Raw genomic sequence first — 19,057 nt, 5'->3', positions numbered from 1 at the left:
GGGATCTCGCCGCTCAGCCAGGGTGCCGCAGCAGCGTCGCGCGGACCTGGCGGCCGACGCGCGCCAGGTCGGCGGCGTGCCCGCGCTCGTCGTCGAACGCGCCGGCGGTCCGTCCACGCACCCGCGCGCCACCGGCCTCGGCTTCCGCACCCTGGAGTTCTTCCGGCAGGTGGGGATCGCCGACGCCGTCGAAGCGGTCGCCGTGCGGCGCACCGCCACCCTCGGCAAGATCGCCGCCCCCACCCTGGCCACCGCCGACCTGCCCGACACGCCGCCCGCCGTGCCGAACAGCCCGAACGTCGTCGCCGACGGCGGCCGCAGCGAGGTGCGCGCCGCGCTCGGCATGGCCGCGGTCCTCGACGGCGCCGCCGGTCCGGCACTGCTGGACACCTACGAAGCCGAACGCCGTCCGGTGGCGGCGCTGGTGCTCGACCAGGCGTTGCGGCGGCTGGCGGACCCCCGGCTGCACTGGGAGCAGGGCCCGGCCGCCGCGGCGGCCCACGCGGCGGCCGGCGTCGTCAACGCCCCGGTGGTCCACCTCGGCTACCGCTACGACTCGGCGGCGGTGCTCGGCGCGCGGCCCGAACTGCCCTCCACCGAGGACGCCGTGCTCGACGGGACGCCCGGATCGCGGCTCCCCCACGCCTGGCTCGCCGACGGCCTGTCCACTTTGGACCTGGTCGGCAGGGGGCTGACCTTGCTCACCGGTCCCGGAAAGCCACCGACGGGCGATTTCGACGTGCACGTCGTCGAGGACGAAGAATGGTTGCGCGCCACGGGAATCGCAGACGGCAGCGCGGTGCTGGTGCGCCCGGACGAGGCCGCCGGGGCGGTGGGCCGCATCCTCGCCCGCCGGTGAGGATGCGGCAAGCCTGCCGCCGACCCGGGTGGCACCCACCCGGGTCAGCGTCGGCCGTCAGCTACATCCGGACGTCGCGCCGCAGCCTTCGCACGCGTAGCACGAGCCTGCCGGGCGCATCTTCGTTCCGCACGTCATGCACAGCGGGGCGTCCGCCGCCTTGCCGAGGCGCAGCTCCATCAGCTCCGTCGTCGTCTGGGCTTCGCGGTGCGGGTGCTCCGGCTCCTCCGCGTGCGGCTCGGGTGAGGAGTCCACCGTGGAGCTCAACGCCTCGAGGTCGACGCCCGCGCCGCCGCCGTAGGTGGCCTCCACCTCCGCCGAGCGCTCGTCCGCGGACAGGATGCCCAGCTGCGAGCGCTTCTCGTACGGCAGGTAGTCCAGCGCCAGGCGGCGGAACAGGTAGTCCATCACGCTCGTCGCGATGCGGATGTCCGGGTCGTCGGTCATGCCCGCCGGCTCGAAGCGCAGGTTCGAGAACTTCGAGACGTAGAACTCGAGCGGGATGCCGTGCTGCAGGCCCACCGAGATCGACATCGAGAACGCGTCCATCACGCCGGCCAGGGTCGAGCCCTGCTTGCCCAGCTTGACGAAGATCTCGCCGAGGCCGTCGTCCGGGTACGAACCCGCCGTCAGGTAACCCTCCGCGCCGCCGACGGTGAACGACACCGTCTGGCTCGGGCGCTTCTTCGGCAGGCGCTTGCGCACCGGCCGGTACTCGACGACCTTCTCCGGCTCCGCGGCCGCCTTCTCCTTCTTGGCCGTGGACAGCGGTTGGCCGACCTTGCAGTTGTCGCGGTAGATCGCGAGGGCCTTGAGGCCGAGCTTCCAGCCCTGGAAGTAGATCTCCTCGACCTCTTCGACCGTCGCCGACTCCGGCATGTTGACCGTCTTCGAGATGGCGCCGGAGAGGAACGGCTGCACGGCGGCCATCATCCGGACGTGGCCCATCGGCGCGATCGAGCGCTCGCCGACCGCGCAGTCGAACACCTCGTAGTGCTCGGGCCGCAGCCCCGGCGCGTCGACGACGTGGCCGTTCTGCGCCACGAACTCGACGATCGCCTCGACCTGCTCGGCCTGGTAGCCCAGTGCCTCGAGCGCGCGCGGCACCGTCTGGTTGACGATCTGCATCGAGCCGCCGCCGACGAGCTTCTTGAACTTCACCAGCGAGAAGTCCGGCTCGATGCCGGTGGTGTCGCAGTCCATCATGAAGCCGATGGTGTTGTGACTGACAAAACCGTTGGCGACGTAGGTGACGTTGTCCGGCACCGACAGGTCGTAGGTCGGCTGGACACCACCGTCCACATTGGCTTCGACGGGCTCGAACAGGTACCTGAGCGCCCGGCCGAGTCGCGGATCGCCGGTCTCGGAGTGGATCCGGTGCGCCAGCATCCTGGCCACACCACCGGTCTTCCGCAGAGAATGCACCACGGCGTCGCGAGATTCGTGACCGGAGGGCACAAGCTCGTCCCACACTTCGCGAGGCAGGTGAACCCGGTCGCCCTTGGCCGATCCCTTCGGCTCGAGGCAGACCAGCAGCCGCGCCTTGCGTTCGCCCATGAAGCCGACGACCTCGTCGAACATCATCGCGTGATCGACGTTGCGCAGCCGGACCTGCAGCATCGGGCTGCCGAAACCGCTGGTCGTCCGGCGCGTCGTGGTCGCCATGCCGACCGCGAGCAGCAGCGTGCGAAGGTCCTCGGCGAAGAGTTCCGACGACGTGGAGACGCTCGGGACCCCTTCGAGCACTGTGCCGTCCGCCTCGAACACCCCGCGCAGGAAAGCCGCGTAGATCTCCGGGTCGTTGGTCTCCCGGATGGTCGCCGGCACGCGCGGCGTCCATCCCTTGCCCGTGTGGTCGGCGCCGGGCAGGTCCTTCGCGAACCCGGCGGCCTGCCACCAGCGGGCCAGCCGGACCGACTGAAGGGTCACCTCCTGGTACCCCTCGCACTGCCGGACCACGGGTTCGAGCCCGAAAAGTCCCTTGCCCAGGATCCGGAGGCGGTCGACGACGTCGAGATCGGTGTCGGCGACGCAGAGCCGGATGCCCTTGGCGTGCAGGCTGCCATCACCTTCGAAGTAGCCGACGAGTTCCGCGAGCTCGGCATCGACCACGTCCGGCACCCGGATATCGCGATCACCGGCGTAGTACGCCTGGTCGAGCACCGGCAGCGGCACCATGCGCGGCTCACCGAACAGGCCGCCCAGCTGCATCGGCAGCACATCGCCGGGCCGGATGTCGGCGAGCCGTTTCCACGCCCAGGCCCCGGTGTCCGGATCCACCGCCTTGACCCGGTGGGCGAGGGTGCCCTGGACCCGGTAGCCACCCTTGGTTTCGATCCGGCGCGTCGGCTCCTCGCCGTTGACGAAAAACTGGGTCGCGCGGCGCGGACCCTCATCGGTCGCGACCGTGAATCCGACGTCCTGCCAGCGATCGCCGTACAGCTCGCCGAGTTCGGACAGCCGCGCCAGTCCACGATCGGTGGTGACCAGGGTGTCCGCCGTCAGGCATCCGGTCGGCGCGAGCACGGACGCCTGCGCGTTGCGCCAGCCGTGCTTCGTGCCGATGTCGATGCCCTTCTTCCACTCCTGCGTCGCCAGCGCGCGGACCGCGGCGTCGTTGGCGTGGTAGGTGCGGACGAGCTCGTTCGCCGCCGCGTGCTTGCGCATCACGCGCTGGTGTGACTCGGCGTTGCGCGCGTAACCCTCGTACGCGCCGACGACCTGGGCCATTTCGGCCGAGCGCCGGTACGAAACGCCGGTCATCAGCGACGTGATCGCCGCGGCGAGCGCGCGGCCGCCGTCGGAGTCGTACGCGTGGCCCAGCGCCATCAGCAGCGCACCCAGGTTCGCGTAGCCGATGCCGAGCTGGCGGAACTTCCGCGTGGTGTCGGCGATCGGCTCGGTCGGGAAGTCCGCGAAGCAGATCGAGACGTCCATCGCCGTGATGACGAACTCGACGGCGCGCGCGAACAGCGGCGCGTCGAACGTGCCCTCGGGCGTGACGAACTTGAGCAGGTTCAGCGAGGCGAGGTTGCAGCTCGAGTTGTCGAGGTGCATGTACTCGCTGCACGGGTTCGACGCGGTGATCCGGCCGGACTCCGGGCAGGTGTGCCAGTCGTTGATCGTGCCGTCGTACTGGATGCCGGGGTCGGCGCACTCCCACGCGGCCTGGGCCACGCTGCGGAACAGCTTCTTCGCGTCGGTCCGGTCGATCACCTCGCCGGTGAGCCGGGCGCGCAGGCCGAACTCGGTGCCGTTCTCGACCGCCTGCATGAACTCGTCCGACACGCGGACCGAGTTGTTCGCGTTCTGGTACTGCACCGAGGAGATGTCCGCGCCGGAGAGGTCCATGTCGAACCCGGCGTCGCGCAGGACCTTGATCTTCTCCTCTTCGCGCGCCTTGGTCTGGACGAACTCCTCGATGTCCGGGTGGTCGATGTCGAGCACGACCATCTTCGCCGCGCGCCGGGTGGCGCCGCCGGACTTGATGGTGCCCGCGGACGCGTCGGCGCCGCGCATGAACGAGACCGGGCCGGACGCGGTGCCGCCGGAGGTCAGCAGCTCCTTCGAGGAGCGGATGCGGGAGAGGTTCAGGCCGGCGCCGGAGCCGCCCTTGAAGATCAGGCCCTCCTCGCGGTACCAGTTGAGGATCGACTCCATCGTGTCGTCGACGGCGAGGATGAAACAGTTGTGGACGCGGAGGTTCCCGGACAGGTACTCACCGGATTCGGTCTGGATGTCGTAGACCGGCAGCTCGCCGCGGCTTTCGATCGCGGCGATCTCCAGCCGCTTCGTCTCGTGGGCGGCCAGGCCGGGCTTCTCGAACGACGCCTCCAGTTTCGCGGTCTTCACGGGATCGATGAAGCCGATCTCGTCCGCGAAGATGCGCCGGTCGCCGGCGTTCTGGATCCGGATGCCCCAGAGGTCGTGCCGGTCCGGGCGGCTCTCCTTCTTGCGGCCTACGCGAGCGAAGATGCCGAACCTGGCCAGCAGCTGCTGGAGGCCCCGCACCAGCTCCTCGCCGATCATGTCCAGCGCGACCAAAGTGGACCGTTCCCGCGCCGAGACGTAGCCCTCGGCCTGGAAGATGCTCCGCAGGTAGGCGGCCACGACCGGGAGGGGCGCCGTGTGCAGGTGCGCCGGCACCTCCATGTCGGTCCCCCGGGCACGCAGCCCCCATGCGTCGACGAAGCTCTCGAGAACCTTGCCGTACAGCCGGGTGCGGCGGCAGTCGAGCGTCTCGCCCTGGGTCTCGACGGGACGTTCGTGGCGGTGGACGTCCGGGAAGACCTGGTCGAGCGCGTCGCGCACCCAGGCCGGCTCGGCGTCGTTCACGGTCATCGCTTCGATCGTGAGCGAGCGGTTCGTTCCCTGGTACTGACCGACGAAGCCATCCGACTGCAGCCAGCCCGCGAGGGCGGCTTCGGCGATGTCAGCTTCCCGGATCTCCTCTTCGCCGAAAGCGCTACGGCGGTGCCATTCGAGCTGGTCGCCGACCCGCAGGTCTCCGGCCAGCACGAACTTGCCGCCGCCCGACCTCGCCCGCCACACCAGGTGGTCGGCCGTGACGTCCAGGACGTGACCCGACTTCGTGGTGACCCGCAGGACTTCCTTGACGCCGTTCGCCTTCGTGGCGACGACCTTGGTCAGCCCGTGGGCGTCGTAGACCTTGGCGCCCACGGCGTCCAGCTCGACGAAACGGCCGATCGGCACGGCGCCGCCGGGCGTGCTCACCAGGGCGTCGTACGGCTGACACGCGCTGACCTGCTGCTTTGACGCCGTACCGACGTTGAACCAGACCGGGGAGTTGAAGCTGAAGACCTGGTGCAGCAGCATCCAGGTGAGCTCGTGCTCGAAGATTTCGAGGTCCTGCGGTGTCGCGAAGTATCCGTGGTCGCGCGCGCCCTTGACGTAGGACTTCACCACGCGGTCGATGAGCTGCTTGAGGCTGCGCTCGCGCTGGGGGCTGCCGACGGCGCCGCGGAAGTACTTGCTGGTGACGATGTTGGTGGCGTTGACCGACCAGGACGACGGGAACTCCACGCCGCGCTGTTCGAAGTTGACCGAGCCGTCGCGCCAGTTCGTCATCACGACGTCGCGCTGTTCCCAGGTCACCTGGTCGTACGGGTGCTTCCCCTCGGTGGTGAAGACGCGCTTCACGCTCAGCCCGCCGGCCGCCTTGCTCTTCTTGCCGGCGGCCGCGCCGGTTCCCACGGTTTCGGTCATCGGTCGAACCCTCACTCCCGCAGCGGGACGGTCAATCGCCGTCTGCTCGCTGATCGCTGTCCTCCGGGGCAGCAGAACCCGCAATGGCCTCACGAAGATCGGCGATCTCCTTCTCGAAGTCCTCGACCGAGGAGAACGAGCGGTAGACGCTGGCGAACCGGAGGTAGGCGACCCCGTCGAGCTCACGCAGCGGGCCCAGGATGGCCAGGCCGACCTCGTGACTCGGGATCTCCGCCAGACCGGCGGAGCGGATCGACTCCTCCACGCGCTGCGCGAGCTGCTGCAGCGCGTCGTCGTCGACCGGCCTGCCCTGGCAGGCGCGGCGGACGCCGCTCACCACCTTGTCCCGGCTGAACTGTTCGGTGACCCCGGACCGCTTGACGACGGCGAGCACCATCGTCTCCGACGTCGTGAACCGCCGTCCGCAGGACGCGCACGAGCGCCGCCTGCGGATCGCCTGGCCTTCATCCACCTCTCGGGAGTCGACGACCCGGGAGTCCGCATGCCGGCAGAACGGGCACCTCATCCGCCGAACACCTTCCCCTCGTCGCCGGCCGCCCCGGTCGACGCCCACGCGGCCACCACGCACCCCTGCGCCTGGTGATCGTTTTGTGGACATCCGGTGGGTAAGAGCCGACCAGCTGTGGACAACTGCTGCCCAGTCTACCCCAACCTGTGGACCAACTACAGCGGTGTAACTACTACATATAGCGGGCGAGCGTAGAACTCGGAGGGGGTGTGCGCAAGCGACACAGCGGGTGCGGGACCCGCCCGGGTGAGGACGAGCCGGAGGCTCGGGTGCGCTTCGACCGAGATCGGACCGCGGCGGCACGGCGGCCGGGGCGGCGTCACCCTGGTGGAGCAGCGTGACCGCCACGCCGAGGACCTCGGAACCGCCGCCACGACACCCACTTCCCGCCCGATCGGCGGATTCACCGGAGCGGGTGATTCTCGCCGGGCGGTCATGCGCGGGGCGGCGTCACGGCGCGGGAACGGCGTCGGCGACCGGGACCGTCAGCGGCAGCCCGGGCACCAGGACGGCCTCGTCCAGGCGGTTGAGCTCCTTGATCCGGGCGACGACCGCGCTCGCGTCGCTGCCCGGCGCGAACCGCGCGGCCAGCGAAGAAAGGGTGTCGCCCTGGGCGACCGACACCGTGGCCGTCTGCTCCGGCACCGGCGCGTTCGCGGCCGCGCCACCACCGAAAAGCCCCAGCCCGGCGACCACGAGGCAGGTCGCGACGGCGAGCCCGGCCAGCCACGGCCACCGCACCGGCACCCGGCGGGGCGCCGCGCACGGGGCACCGGCCGGGCGGCGGCCCGCGACGACGCGTGCGCGTGTCGGCGGGCGCCGCACCTCGCCGCGGCGACCGCGCAGGACGCGCACGGGACGGGGTGGCGCCGGGACCGGAGTCGCCGGGCGGGCGTGCCCGCGTTCGGCCAGAATGGACATCCGAACCTCCTCGAAACCCTGGTGTCCGCCCGTATCCGGAGCCGGGGCCGGCCCGTGGATCAAGGTCGAACAAGCGTTCTATCGAACGCCCGTGCGAAGGTCTACCACCTGCCACCGACAAAATCGAGCGGACACGGCGTGTCGATCGAACAGATGTTTGAAATCGTCGTGCCCGGGGGCTAACGTCGGTGACCAGGGCATCTGCCGGGCAGATGCCGCCGGCGAGGCTGCCCGCACCCGGCGGGCGGCGGCCGGCGCGCGATACGTGCAGCGAACGTCTGGGAGGCGACGCAGTGGCGAAGGAGAACAAGGCGGGCAGGACCAGTGGGTCCCCCGGGGGCGGCGTGCACTCCATGCCGGAGGTGTACGACGTCGACGAGACCCTCACCGTCCGCCAGCAGCAGGTCCTCGACGTGATCCGCGGCTGGGTGAGCCGGTTCGGCTACCCGCCGAGCGTCCGGGAGATCGGCGAGGCGGTCGGGCTGACGTCGACGTCGTCGGTCTCGCACCAGCTGCGGGCCTTGCAGCGCAAGGGTTACCTGCGGCGGGACGCGAACCGTCCCCGCGCGGTCGGCGTGCTTTCGGCGACCGACGACAACCCCATGGGCATCGAGATGGACCAGCAGCCGGTCATGCCGAAGGCGGCGTACGTGCCGCTGGTCGGCCGGATCGCCGCCGGTGGCCCGGTGCTGGCCGAGCAGGCCATCGAGGACGTGTTCCCGCTGCCGCGGGAGATCGTCGGCGAGGGCGAGCTGTTCCTGCTGAAGGTCACGGGCGACTCGATGATCGACGCGGCCATCACCGACGGCGACTGGGTCGTGGTCCGGCAGCAGCCGGACGCCGACAACGGCGAGATCGTCGCGGCGATGATCGACGGCGAGGCGACGGTCAAGACGTTCAAGCGCAAGGGCGGCCACATCTGGCTGATGCCGCACAACGAGGCGTACGAGCCGATCCCCGGCGACGACGCGACGGTGCTCGGCAAGGTGGTCGCTGTCCTGCGCCGCCTTTGACCGGTCCCTTTCGGGCTGTCGCACGGCTCGAAAGGTTCACTGGATCGGATGATCTTCGGCCGTGGGGAGCCGAGATCCGGTAGCCGGCCCGACCGCGGTGCGGCGGGTGGACGGGAAGCCCGGCCCTGTCCGCCGCCGCGCCGGTCGAGGTTTCCCTTCGCGCGGTGCGCAGGACTGCGCGGCTCGAGCAGCCGCGCCCCGCACCGCGCGAAGGACGGCCGGAACCGGTAGCCGGCGCTCAGCCGCGGCGGCGGCGCAGCCGGCTGAACCCGAACCACCCGAGCCCCACCGCGGCGACCGCGATCCCCGCCGCCGGCAGGATCGGCACTCCCCCGCCGTCGGACGACCCGTCGCCGCTCGCGCTCGAAGCGGGATTCCCGGCCGCCGAAGCCGAAGGCGCCGACGCGGCCGCTCCGTGAACCGCGCGGATCGGCTCGCCGACCCCTTCGCTTCCCGACAACAGAGTCCCGTCCGGGTCGAACGCGATCGCCTCGCCCTGCTTCTCCCCCGGCAGCGGGATCCGGACCGGCGTCCGCTGCAACGCCGCCGGCACGTCGCCGTCCGGAGCCGAATACACGTAAGCATCCGTGTAGGTCCGCAAGGCCACGACGCTTCCGTCGGCCGAAGACGCGCCGCCGGTCACCAGGACCGAGCCGAACGAGCCCACCGGGCCGCCCTGGGTGTCGGTCTCCGAGATCTTCACCGTGCCGACCTTCTCCAGGTTGGTCGGCCCGGGGCTGGCCAACGGTCCCGAGGGCCGGTACACGCGAGCCTCGCCGAGGATGTCCTTGGTGATCAGGTACGGCGTCCCCGCCTTGTCCATGATCAACGCTTCGGTGTCGTGCTGGCCGTCCGGGTAGGTGAGCCGGTGCACCGTGACCTTGCCCTGCGGAGTCATCTCCAGCAGGGCGACCGTCAGCCGGCCCTTCTGGTTGTCACCCGTGTCGGACAGCCACAGCCGGCCGTCGGGCGTCCGGGCCAGGTCCTCGACGTCGAAGGGGTCGGTCTTGTCCGTGAGGACCTTCTGGACCTTGCAGTCCCGCCCCAGGACGAACACCTGGACCTTCGTGCCGCCGTCGTTGATCGCGTACAACCGGGAGCCGTCGGAGACGAGGCCGGACAGTTCACCGATCCGAGAGTCCTTCATCGTGCACAACGGCTCCGGAGCCGGAGCCGCGGAAGCCGGGACCGGCCCGCTCAGCAGAGCCAAGAAAACCGCCGCGAAAGCGACCACCCAGCGCACCCAGCCACCTCCGAAAACATTCCAGTGTGCGAACCCGCTGTCCGCACACTGGAATGTAGACGTCTCAGGCCCTGGTCGAGTTGGTCTCGAACTCGCGCAAAGCCGCGGCGAAGTCCGGGCGGACCCGCACCAGCAGCCGCGTGCCGTCCTCGGCGTGCTCCTCTTCGAGGACCTCGCCCTCCGCGTGCGCCCGCGCGACCAGCTCGCCGCGCGTGTAGGGCACGAGGACCTCGACGGTGACCTCCGGCCGCGGCAGGCGCTCGGTGATCACCTCGACGAGCTCCGGGATGCCCGCCCCGGTCCGCGCCGAGACCGGCACCGAGCCGGCCAGCGCGTGCCGCAGCCGGGCGAGGCTGACCTCGTCGGACGCGTCGATCTTGTTGATCACCAGCAGCTCCGGCGGGAGCGGTTCCTTGCGTTTGCGCGTGATCTCGCCGAGCACCTCGCGCACGGCGCTGACCTGCTCCTCCGGCGCCGGGTCGGACCCGTCCACCACGTGCACCAGCAGGTCGGCGTCCGCCGCCTCTTCGAGCGTCGAGCGGAACGCGTCCACCAGCTGGTGCGGCAGGTGCCGCACGAACCCGACGGTGTCGGTCAGCGTGTAGGTGCGCCCGTCCGCGGTCTGCGTGCGCCGCGTGGTCGGGTCGAGGGTGGCGAACAGCGCGTCCTCCACCAGCACCCCGGCCCCGGTCAGCGCGTTGAGCAGGCTCGACTTGCCGGCGTTGGTGTAGCCGACGATCGCCACGCTGGGCACCTCGTTGGCCAGCCGCCGCCCGCGCTTGGTCTCGCGGATCGTGTCCATGGCGGCGATCTCCCGGCGCAGCTTCGCCACGCGCTTGTTGATCCGCCGCCGGTCGGTCTCGAGCTTGGTCTCACCGGGACCACGCAGGCCCACGCCGCCGTTCGCGCCACCGGCGCGGCCACCGGCCTGCCGGGACAGCGAAGCACCCCACCCGCGCAGCCGCGGGATCAGGTACTGCAGCTGGGCCAGCTCGACCTGCGCCTTGCCCTCCTTGGACCGGGCGTGCTGGGCGAAGATGTCGAGGATCAGGGCGGTCCGGTCGATGACCTTGACCTTGACCTTCTCTTCGAGCTGCCGCAGCTGGCCCGGCGAGAGCTCGCCGTCGCAGATCACGGTGTCGGCGCCGGTGGACCCGACGATTTCGCGCACTTCCCGTACCTTGCCCGAGCCGATGTAGGTGGCCGGGTCCGGCTTGGTCCGCCGCTGGATGAGCCCTTCGAGGACCTCCGAGCCCGCCGTCTCGGCCAGGCGCGCCAGCTCGGCCAGCGACGCCTCGGACTGCAGGGCGGTGCCCTCGGTCCACACGCCGACCAACACGACGCGTTCGAGCCGCAGTTGCCGGTACTCGACCTCGGTGACGTCGTCGAGCTCGGTGGACAGCCCCGCGACCCGGCGGAGCGACGCCCGGTCCTCGAGCTCCATTTCGCCGGTCGACGGGTCTCCGTCGTACAGGTCGTCGTCGTGGCCTTCGTTGTGTGTCTGTTCTGTCATCGTGCCTCCATGTTCCCACGATTCGCCGCGGGAACCGAACTTTTACGTGCTGGGATAGGTGGCGAGGTAGATCGCGGTGCGCTCGGCGCCGGGACGGCGCGGGCGCGCGCGGAACTCCTCGAGCAGGGCGTTGAGCCGCGACTGCAGCTCCGCCCGCTCCTCGGGGGACACCTGGACGACCAGGCGCGACTGGTGCACGCCCTCGAATCCGGTTTCGGCGATCTCGGCCAGATAGGCCTCGAGCACCGCCTGCTCCACGTCCTTGTCACCGCATGAGTCGAGTGTCCACGAAAGCCCCGTCGAAAGATACGGGATTTCCTTGGCGCCCCGGGCTCCGCGGCGCGGCGGCTGCGCGACCAGGAACCCGGTCTCGACGAGCCTGCGCACGTGGTGCAGGGTCGTCGCGGGGTCCCGCCCGAGCCGCTCGGCGAGCTCCTTGTTCGTCAACGCCTCCGAGAAAGTCAACCGGATGATGCGCAGCCGTATTCCGGAGGCCAGGGCGGCAGCCTCGGTTTCGGTCGCGACGCGTCGTTTCTCAGAGGGCACGCGCACAGCCTAGAGCGAACAGTGATTGACACTTTCCAATCACTCGCGGCACACTCGGGCCATGCGCAGGGGGTCCCTCTTCTTCCACGCCGACTTCAGGCGGCTCTGGGCCGGCGACACGGCCAGCCAGTTCGGCACGAGCATCGGCTACACCGCCATCCCGCTGCTCGCCGCGGTCACCCTGGCGGCGACCCCGTTCGAGATGGGCCTGCTGACCGCCGCCGAGACCCTGGCGTTCCTGGTGCTCGGCCTGCCCGCCGGGGTGTGGGTCGACCGGCTGCGCCGCCGCCGGGTCATGCTGACCGCCGACTTCGCCCGCTTCGCGCTGCTGCTCACCGTGCCGCTTGCCTGGTGGGCCGGGGTGCTGACCCTCGTGCAGCTGCTGCTGGTCGTGCTGTTCACCGGCGTCGCGACGGTGTTCTTCGACATCGCCTACCAGTCGTACCTGCCCTCGCTCGTCGGCCGGGAGCGCCTGCTGGAGGGCAACGCGAAGCTGCAGGCCGTCCAGTCGGTCGCGCAGATCGCCGGGCCGAGTGGCGCCGGCGTGCTGGTCCAGCTGGTCAGCGCGGCCAGCACCGTGCTCCTCACCGGCTTCGGCTACCTCACCTCGGCGCTGTGCCTGCTCCGCATCCGCGCGGTCGAACCCGAGCCGGAACCCGCGGGGCAGTCCCGGCTCCTCCCCCGGATCGCCGAGGGACTGCGGTTCGTCTTCTCGGACAAGCCGTTGCGCGCGATCGTCGCGTGCACGTCGACGGCCAACCTCTTCAACGCCGCGTTGAACGCGGTGCTGGTGCTGTTCCTGACGCGGACGATCGGCCTGCAGCCGGTCGCGGTCGGCGCGCTGCTGTCCACCGGCGGCGCGGGCGGGATCCTCGGAGCGCTGTGCTCCGGCGCGCTCACCCGGCGGCTCGGCCAGTCGCGCGCGATCTGGCTCGTCCCGCTGGTCACCATGCCGGCGAGCTTGCTGGTGCCGCCCGCCGCGCCGGGCTGGCGGGTCTGGCTCGCCGGGTGCGGCCTGGTCGTCAGCGGCTTCGGGCTCATCGTCTACAACGTCGCGCAGGTCTCCTACCGGCAGGCGATCTGCCCCGACCGGCTGCTCGGCCGGATGAACGCGAGCGTGCGGTTCGTCGTCTGGGGCACGATCCCGCTCGGCGGCCTGCTGGGTGGCGGGCTCGGCGAGTGGCTCGGCCTGCGCGGCGCGGTCTGGGTCGCCGTCGCCGGGGAGACCGCCGCGATGTTGTGGGTGCTGTTCTCTCCGTTGCGGCACATGCGCGATCTGCCGACCGAGGCGAAAACGGGTTCCGGCGCCGCCTAGAGTTGGTTCATGAGTACCCCATTCGAGCGCCCGAAAGTCCCGGACAAGGTCGGTGTCGACGGTCTGGAGGCCAAGTGGGTACCCGTATGGGAATCCACCGGCGCCTACCGCTTCGACCGCACGAAGACGCGGGACGAGATCTACTCGATCGACACCCCGCCGCCGACGGTCAGCGGGTCGCTGCACATCGGGCACGTCTTCTCCTTCACCCACACGGACGTCCTCGCGCGGTTCAAGCGGATGCGCGGGCTCGAGGTGTTCTACCCGATGGGCTGGGACGACAACGGCCTGCCGACCGAACGCCGGGTGCAGAACCACTTCGGCGTCCGCTGCGAGCCTTCGCTGCCCTACGACCCGGGCTTCCGGCCGCCCGAAAAGCCGGGCAAGGACGTCGTGGCGATCTCGCGCCGGAACTTCGTCGAGCTTTGCGAAACGCTGACCGAGACCGACGAGCAGGTCTTCGAACAGCTGTGGCGGCGGCTCGGGCTGTCGGTCGACTGGACGATGACCTACCAGACGATCGGGCACGACTCGCGGCTGATCTCGCAGCGCGCGTTCCTGCGCAACCTCGCCCGCGGCGAGGCGTACCAGGCCGAAGCGCCGACGCTCTGGGACGTCACCTTCCGGACGGCGGTGGCGCAGGCCGAGCTGGAGGACCGCGAACGCCCGGGCGCGTTCCACGACCTCGCGTTCACCGGTCCCGACGGCGACGTCGTGATCGCGACGACGCGGCCGGAGCTGCTGCCCGCGTGCGTCGCGCTGGTGGCGCACCCGGACGACGAGCGGTTCAAGCCGCTCTTCGGGAAAACGGTGCGGACGCCGGTGTTCGGCGTCGAAGTGCCCGTCGTGGCGCACCACTTGGCGGACCCGGAGAAGGGCCGCGGCATCGCGATGGTGTGCACCTTCGGCGACACCGCCGACGTCACCTGGTGGCGCGAGCTGCGGCTCGCGACGCGGGTGGTGCTGGGCCGCGACGGCCGGTTCCTGCCCGACGCGCCGCACGGCGTGCCGGCCGAGGCGTACGCGCCGCTGGTGGGCAAGACCGTCCACACGGGACGCGAGATCATGGTGCGCCTGCTGCGCGAAGCCGGTGCCCTGCACGGGGAACCGCGGCCGATCACGCACTCGGTGAAGTTCTACGAAAAGGGCGACAAGCCGCTGGAGATCGTCGCGAGCCGGCAGTGGTACCTGCGCAACGGCGGCAACGACTCCTCCTTCCGGGAGAAGATGCTGGCGCGTGGCGAGGAACTGAACTGGGTGCCGAAGCACATGAAGGTGCGCTACTCGTCGTGGGTCGAGAACCTGGCCGGCGACTGGCTGGTCAGCCGTCAGCGGTTCTTCGGCGTGCCGATCCCCTTGTGGTACCGGCTCGATCCCGCCGGCGAGCCGGACTACGACGCGCGCCTGCTGCCGGACTCCCTGCCGGTGGATCCGAGCAGCGACGTCCCGCCGGGTTTCACCTCCGCGCAACGGGGGGTCCCGGGCGGGTTCGTCGCCGAGGCCGACGTGATGGACACGTGGGCGACGTCGTCGCTCACGCCGCAGATCGTCGGGCGCTGGAGCCTCGACGACGACCTGTTCTCGCGGGTCTTCCCGATGGACCTGCGGCCGCAGGCGCACGAGATCATCCGCACCTGGCTGTTCTCGACGGCGGTGCGCGCGGAGCTGGAGCACGGCGTGCTGCCGTGGCGGGAGACGTCGATCGCCGGTTGGGTGCTCGACCCGGACCGCAAGAAGATGTCGAAGTCCAAGGGCAACGTCACGACGCCGGTGGACCTGCTGGAGCGGTTCGGTTCGGACGCGGTGCGGTATTGGGCGGCGAGCGCGCGCCCCGGCGTCGACACGGCGGTGGACGAAGGCCAGATGAAGGTCGGCCGCCGCCTGGCGACGAAACTGCTCAACGCGAGCCGGTTCGTGCTGGGCCTGGGCGTGCCTTCTCCTTCCGCGGTGGCGGTGGAGCCGCTGGACCGGGCGCTGCTGGCTTCGCTGGCTGTCGTCATCGAGCAGGCGACGGCGGCGTTGGAGGCGCTGGACTACGCGCGGGCGCTGCAGGTGACGGAGACCTTCTTCTGGACGTTCTGCGACGACTACGTCGAGCTGGTGAAGGGCCGCGCGTACGGCGACAGCGGTCCCGCGGGAGCGTCTTCGGCGCAGGCGGCGCTGGTGACGGCGTTGTCGGCGGTGCTGCGGTTGTTCGCGCCGTTCCTGCCGTTCGCGACCGAGGAGGTCTGGTCGTGGTGGCGCGACGGTTCGGTGCACCGGGCGTCCTGGCCCACCGCGTCGGCGTCCGACGGTGATCCGGAGCTGCTGACGCTGGCGGGCGCGGTGATCGCGGCGGTGCGCCGGGCGAAGACGGACGCGAAGGTGTCGATGCGCTCGGCGGTGGAAACGCTGACGGTGACCGGCCCGGCCGACGTGCTGGCGCGGTTCGCCGGCATCGAGCCGGACATCCGCAGCGCGGGTGCGATCGCGTCAGTGGAGACGCGCGAAGGCGAGTTCGCGCTCGAAGTGAAAATCGGCGGCTGACGCCGGTGGGTCGCCGTCACGAACCGGCGGCGGCCCACCAGGCTTCGTCGATTTCGCCGCGCGCCACGATCTCCGCGGGGCCCGACAGCGTCGAATCACCCCGCGACACCGTCACCTCGACGCGGCCGCCGGGAATGTCCACCGTGGACGCTCCCGTGTCCGTGCCCGCCAGGTGCAGCGCCGCCGCCACCGCGGCCACCGTGCCCGTTCCGCACGCCCGGGTCTCCCCCACCCCGCGCTCGTGCACGCGCATCCGCAGCGCGCCCTCGCCGAGGCGGTTGACGAACTCCAGGTTGACCCCGTGCGGGAAGACGTCGTGGTCGAAGTCGGGCTGGTCGCGCAGGTCGAGGCCCGCGACGTCGTCGTCGAGCAGCGACACCAGGTGCGGGTTGCCGACGTTCACCGCCACGCCCGAAAACGGCCGCCCGGCCACCACCGTCACCGACGTCCCGGTGATCGTCGCCGGTCCCATCCCCACCGTCACGGAGCGGTCCGGGTGCACGACCAGCGGGCGGTCGCCGGCGCGGGTGCCGATGACGAACTCGCCCTCGGTCGCCAGCCCCGCTTCGACGAGGTAGCGGGCGAAGACGCGGGTGCCGTTGCCGCACATCTCGGCGATCGACCCGTCGGCGTTGCGGTAGTCCATGAACCACTCGCCCGCGGACTCGACGTCCAGCGCGGCGGCCCGGACGATGCGCAGCACGCCGTCGGCGCCGAGGCCGCGGTGGCGGTCGCACAGCGCGGCGACCCTCGCCTCGGTCAGCTCGAGGCGTCCCGCCGGGTCGGGGAGCAGCACGAAGTCGTTCTGCGTGCCGTGCCCCTTCAAGAACTCGATTCCGCCCATGGGGGCAAGATTACCGGCCCAGGGTATCCAGGACGCGTGCGGCCAGCCCGGTCTCCGCGCCGTCGTACCAGTGGATCCGCTTGTCGCGCCGGAACCAGGACCGTTGCTTCCGGACGAAGCGCCGCGTGGCCTGCGCCGTCGCCGCGGCGGCCGCCTCGAAGTCGCCTTCGCCGTCCAGCTCGGCGAGCACCTGCTGGTAGCCCAGCGCCCGCGACGCCGTCTTGCCTTCGCGCAGACCGCGCTCCAGAAGCGCGCCGACTTCGTCGACCAGCCCGGCGGCGAACATCCGCCGGACGCGCTCGTTCACGCGCTCGTCGAGCTCCTCCGGCGACCGGTCGACGCCGACCACGACGGTGCCGTAGCGGGCCGGGCCGGGCTTGGGCAGGTTCGCCGAGAACGGCTCGCCGGTGATCTCGATGACTTCGAGGGCGCGCACGATCCGGCGCGTGTTGGTCGGCAGGATCGCGGCCGCGGCGGCCGGGTCGCGTTCACTCAACCGGGTGTAGAGCGCGGGCGTGCCGAAGGAAACCGCCTCCGCGTCCAGCCGGGCGCGCACGGCCGGGTCGGTGCCCGGGAACCGCAGGTCGTCGAGCACGGCCTGGACGTAGAGCCCCGACCCGCCGGCCAGCACCGGGACCTTGCCGGCGGCCAGGAGCCGCTCGATCTCGGCCCGCGCGTCGCGCTGGTAGGCCGCGACGGACGCCGTCTCGGTGACGTCCAGGACGTCGAGCAGGTGGTGCGGGACGCCGCGCCGCTCGGCCTCGGTGGCCTTGGCGGTGCCGATGTCCATCCCCCGGTAGAGCTGCAGCGCGTCGGCGTTGACGACCTCGCCGCCCAGCTCCAGGGCCAGCTCCACGGCCAGCGCGGTCTTGCCGGTGGCCGTCGGCCCGACCACCGCCACGGGACGGGTCTCGGGCGGTGCGGCGGGGCTGGTCACGGCGGCTGACGATACCGGCGGACCGCCACGGAGCGTCCACCGGAAGTAGGATCACGAGCTTCGAGTGGCCCATCCAGTACCACGGTGCGCGCTGAGCTGCTTGAATGCCGCGTGGGGCCGTAGCATCCGAGCACGGCCCGTGACGACCGCACTACCCGGCCCCGCTTCCGCGGCGGGGCGCCCGCACCAGCGGGCGTACAGGCGATAAGGAGCCTGCGATGGCCCAGGAGAACACTTCCACCGGTACCCCGGCCCCGCACCCGGTGCCGCACGCGCTGCACGCCGGGCACGCCGCCCCGCCCGTGCCGCTCGCCGAGTCCACCCCGTCCACCTGGGGCCGCATCGACGACGAAGGCACCGTCTACGTCATCACCGCCGAGGGCGAGCGCGCCATCGGCGTCTGGCAGGCAGGCAGCCCCGACGAGGGCCTGGTCCACTACGCCCGCCGCTTCGACGACGTGCGCACCGAGGTCGAGCTGCTGGAGACCCGGCTGGCCTCCGGCGCCGGCGACCCGAAGCACGCGCTGTCGAGCGCCACGCAGATCCGGGACGGGCTGGCCGAGGCCGCCGTGGTCGGCGACCTGGCCGCGCTCGCCGCGCGGCTGGAGTACGTCATCGGGCACGCCGAGAAGGCGCTGGCCAGCGCGAAGCAGGAGCGTGAGGTGGCCCGCGCGGCCGCCGTCGCCCGGAAGCAGGAGCTGGCCGAAGAAGCCGAGAAGATCGCCGCCGACTCCACCCAGTGGAAGGCGGCGGGCGACCGGCTGCGCACGATCCTCGACGAGTGGAAGACGGTCAAGGGCGTCGATCGCAAGACCGACGACGAGCTGTGGAAGCGGTTCTCCAAGGCCCGCGAGGGGTTCAACCGGCGTCGCGGGTCGCACTTCGCCGAACTCGACAAGCAGCGCGCCTCGGCCAAGACGCGCAAAGAAGAGCTCATCGCCGAGGCCGAGGCCATCAGCGAGTCCGAGGACTGGGGCGAGACCGCGGGCCGCTACAAGGACCTGATGACGGAGTGGAAGGCCGCCGGTCGCGCGCCCAAGGACAGCGACGAGGCGCTGTGGCAGCGGTTCCGCGCGGCGCAGGACAAGTTCTTCGCCCGCCGCTCCTCGGTGTTCTCCGAGCGCGACGCGGAGTTCTCGCAGAACGCCGCGCGCAAGGAAGAGCTGCTGGTCGAGGCGGAGAAGATCGACGCGGCGGCGAACCTGGAGGCGGCGAAGAACGCGCTGCGCAAGATCCAGGAGCAGTGGGACGAGATCGGCAAGGTCCCGCGCGAGCGGATCCGCGAGCTCGACGGCCGGCTGAAGGCCGTCCAGGACGCGGTCAAGTCGGCCGAGGACACCCGCTGGCGCCGCACCGACCCGGAGGCGCAGGCCCGGGCCGCGCAGTTCCGCGAGCGCCTCGAGCAGTTCGAGAGCCAGGCGGCCAAGGCCCGCGCGGCGGGCGACGAGCGCCGCGCGAAGAAGGCCGACGAGCAGGCGACGCAGTGGCGCGAGTGGCTGCAGGCGGCGGAGGCCGCGATCGCCGACCGCTGACTCACTCCGAAGCGCCGTCAAGGTCACCTTACGGGCGTCAGACGCCCGTAAGG

General features: G+C 71.1%; 12 protein-coding genes and 1 pseudogene. 5 read left to right on the top strand and 8 right to left on the bottom strand.

What is annotated here, in order from left to right:
- The first annotated feature begins 22 nt into the window (after positions 1-22).
- Positions 23-859, top strand: a complete 837-nt coding sequence (locus AB0N03_RS42550) for an FAD-dependent monooxygenase (protein WP_364385071.1) — start codon at positions 23-25, stop codon at positions 857-859.
- A gap of 57 nt (positions 860-916) precedes the next feature.
- Here the strand turns inward: AB0N03_RS42550 and AB0N03_RS42545 are convergent.
- The 3 genes and pseudogenes from AB0N03_RS42545 to AB0N03_RS42535 all read right to left on the bottom strand — a co-directional run.
- A pseudogene (locus AB0N03_RS42545) lies at positions 917-6,025 on the bottom strand (adenosylcobalamin-dependent ribonucleoside-diphosphate reductase); the annotation flags it as partial.
- Between the two features lie 91 nt (positions 6,026-6,116).
- Entirely contained in the window at positions 6,117-6,611 is a 495-nt protein-coding gene (gene nrdR / locus AB0N03_RS42540; RefSeq protein ID WP_364385068.1) for a transcriptional regulator NrdR, read from the bottom strand.
- A gap of 453 nt (positions 6,612-7,064) precedes the next feature.
- Positions 7,065-7,535 carry a LysM peptidoglycan-binding domain-containing protein gene (locus tag AB0N03_RS42535; protein ID WP_364385065.1) on the bottom strand — a complete coding sequence of 157 codons (471 nt, stop codon included), beginning with the start codon at positions 7,533-7,535 and terminating at the stop codon, positions 7,065-7,067.
- Positions 7,536-7,888: 353 nt separating this feature from the next.
- Between AB0N03_RS42535 and lexA the strand changes: the two genes are divergently transcribed.
- A complete protein-coding gene (gene lexA, locus AB0N03_RS42530; protein WP_364385062.1) occupies positions 7,889-8,548 on the top strand; it encodes a transcriptional repressor LexA in 660 nt (219 codons plus the stop codon).
- A gap of 238 nt (positions 8,549-8,786) precedes the next feature.
- Here lexA and AB0N03_RS42525 read toward each other — a convergent pair whose 3' ends face one another.
- From AB0N03_RS42525 to AB0N03_RS42515, 3 genes are all read right to left on the bottom strand, one after another.
- On the bottom strand, positions 8,787-9,791 hold the full coding sequence (locus AB0N03_RS42525) for a hypothetical protein (protein ID WP_364385059.1): 1,005 nt from the start codon (positions 9,789-9,791) through the stop codon (positions 8,787-8,789).
- 64 nt (positions 9,792-9,855) lie between these two features.
- Positions 9,856-11,304: a GTPase HflX gene (gene hflX / locus AB0N03_RS42520; RefSeq protein ID WP_364385056.1), complete on the bottom strand. Its 1,449-nt coding sequence runs from the start codon at positions 11,302-11,304 to the stop codon at positions 9,856-9,858.
- Between the two features lie 42 nt (positions 11,305-11,346).
- Entirely contained in the window at positions 11,347-11,850 is a 504-nt protein-coding gene (locus AB0N03_RS42515) for a winged helix-turn-helix domain-containing protein (RefSeq protein ID WP_364385053.1), read from the bottom strand.
- A 61-nt stretch (positions 11,851-11,911) separates the two neighbouring features.
- Between AB0N03_RS42515 and AB0N03_RS42510 the strand changes: the two genes are divergently transcribed.
- Both AB0N03_RS42510 and valS read left to right on the top strand, forming a co-directional pair.
- On the top strand, positions 11,912-13,165 hold the full coding sequence (locus AB0N03_RS42510) for an MFS transporter (RefSeq protein WP_364385050.1): 1,254 nt from the start codon (positions 11,912-11,914) through the stop codon (positions 13,163-13,165).
- 9 nt (positions 13,166-13,174) lie between these two features.
- The gene (gene valS / locus AB0N03_RS42505) at positions 13,175-15,691 is read left to right on the top strand and encodes a valine--tRNA ligase (RefSeq protein ID WP_364385047.1); all 2,517 of its coding nucleotides are present in this window, start codon (positions 13,175-13,177) and stop codon (positions 15,689-15,691) included.
- A 16-nt stretch (positions 15,692-15,707) separates the two neighbouring features.
- Here the strand turns inward: valS and dapF are convergent, their stop codons facing one another.
- A complete protein-coding gene (gene dapF, locus AB0N03_RS42500; RefSeq protein ID WP_364385044.1) occupies positions 15,708-16,535 on the bottom strand; it encodes a diaminopimelate epimerase in 828 nt (275 codons plus the stop codon).
- Between the two features lie 10 nt (positions 16,536-16,545).
- Positions 16,546-17,472 carry a tRNA (adenosine(37)-N6)-dimethylallyltransferase MiaA gene (gene miaA, locus AB0N03_RS42495; protein ID WP_364385041.1) on the bottom strand — a complete coding sequence of 309 codons (927 nt, stop codon included), beginning with the start codon at positions 17,470-17,472 and terminating at the stop codon, positions 16,546-16,548.
- 218 nt (positions 17,473-17,690) lie between these two features.
- Between miaA and AB0N03_RS42490 the strand changes: the two genes are divergently transcribed.
- Positions 17,691-19,004, top strand: a complete 1,314-nt coding sequence (locus tag AB0N03_RS42490; protein WP_364385038.1) for a DUF349 domain-containing protein — start codon at positions 17,691-17,693, stop codon at positions 19,002-19,004.
- Positions 19,005-19,057: the final 53 nt, after the last annotated feature.

This window comes from Amycolatopsis sp. NPDC051061, assembly GCF_040682935.1.
GTDB lineage: Bacteria > Actinomycetota > Actinomycetes > Mycobacteriales > Pseudonocardiaceae > Amycolatopsis.
Note: the sequence above shows the minus strand (reverse complement) of the source record. Positions and strands in the feature narration are given on the sequence as shown.

Excerpts from the sequence above, each read along its gene's own strand:
- nrdR (WP_364385068.1), bottom strand. The coding sequence starts at position 6,611 with ATGAGGTGCCCGTTCTGCCGGCATGCGGACTCCCGGGTCGTCGACTCC.
- AB0N03_RS42535 (WP_364385065.1), bottom strand. The coding sequence starts at position 7,535 with ATGTCCATTCTGGCCGAACGCGGGCACGCCCGCCCGGCGACTCCGGTC.
- lexA (WP_364385062.1), top strand. The coding sequence starts at position 7,889 with ATGCCGGAGGTGTACGACGTCGACGAGACCCTCACCGTCCGCCAGCAG.
- hflX (WP_364385056.1), bottom strand. The coding sequence starts at position 11,304 with ATGACAGAACAGACACACAACGAAGGCCACGACGACGACCTGTACGAC.
- AB0N03_RS42510 (WP_364385050.1), top strand. The coding sequence starts at position 11,912 with ATGCGCAGGGGGTCCCTCTTCTTCCACGCCGACTTCAGGCGGCTCTGG.
- valS (WP_364385047.1), top strand. The coding sequence starts at position 13,175 with ATGAGTACCCCATTCGAGCGCCCGAAAGTCCCGGACAAGGTCGGTGTC.
- dapF (WP_364385044.1), bottom strand. The coding sequence starts at position 16,535 with ATGGGCGGAATCGAGTTCTTGAAGGGGCACGGCACGCAGAACGACTTC.
- AB0N03_RS42490 (WP_364385038.1), top strand. The coding sequence starts at position 17,691 with ATGGCCCAGGAGAACACTTCCACCGGTACCCCGGCCCCGCACCCGGTG.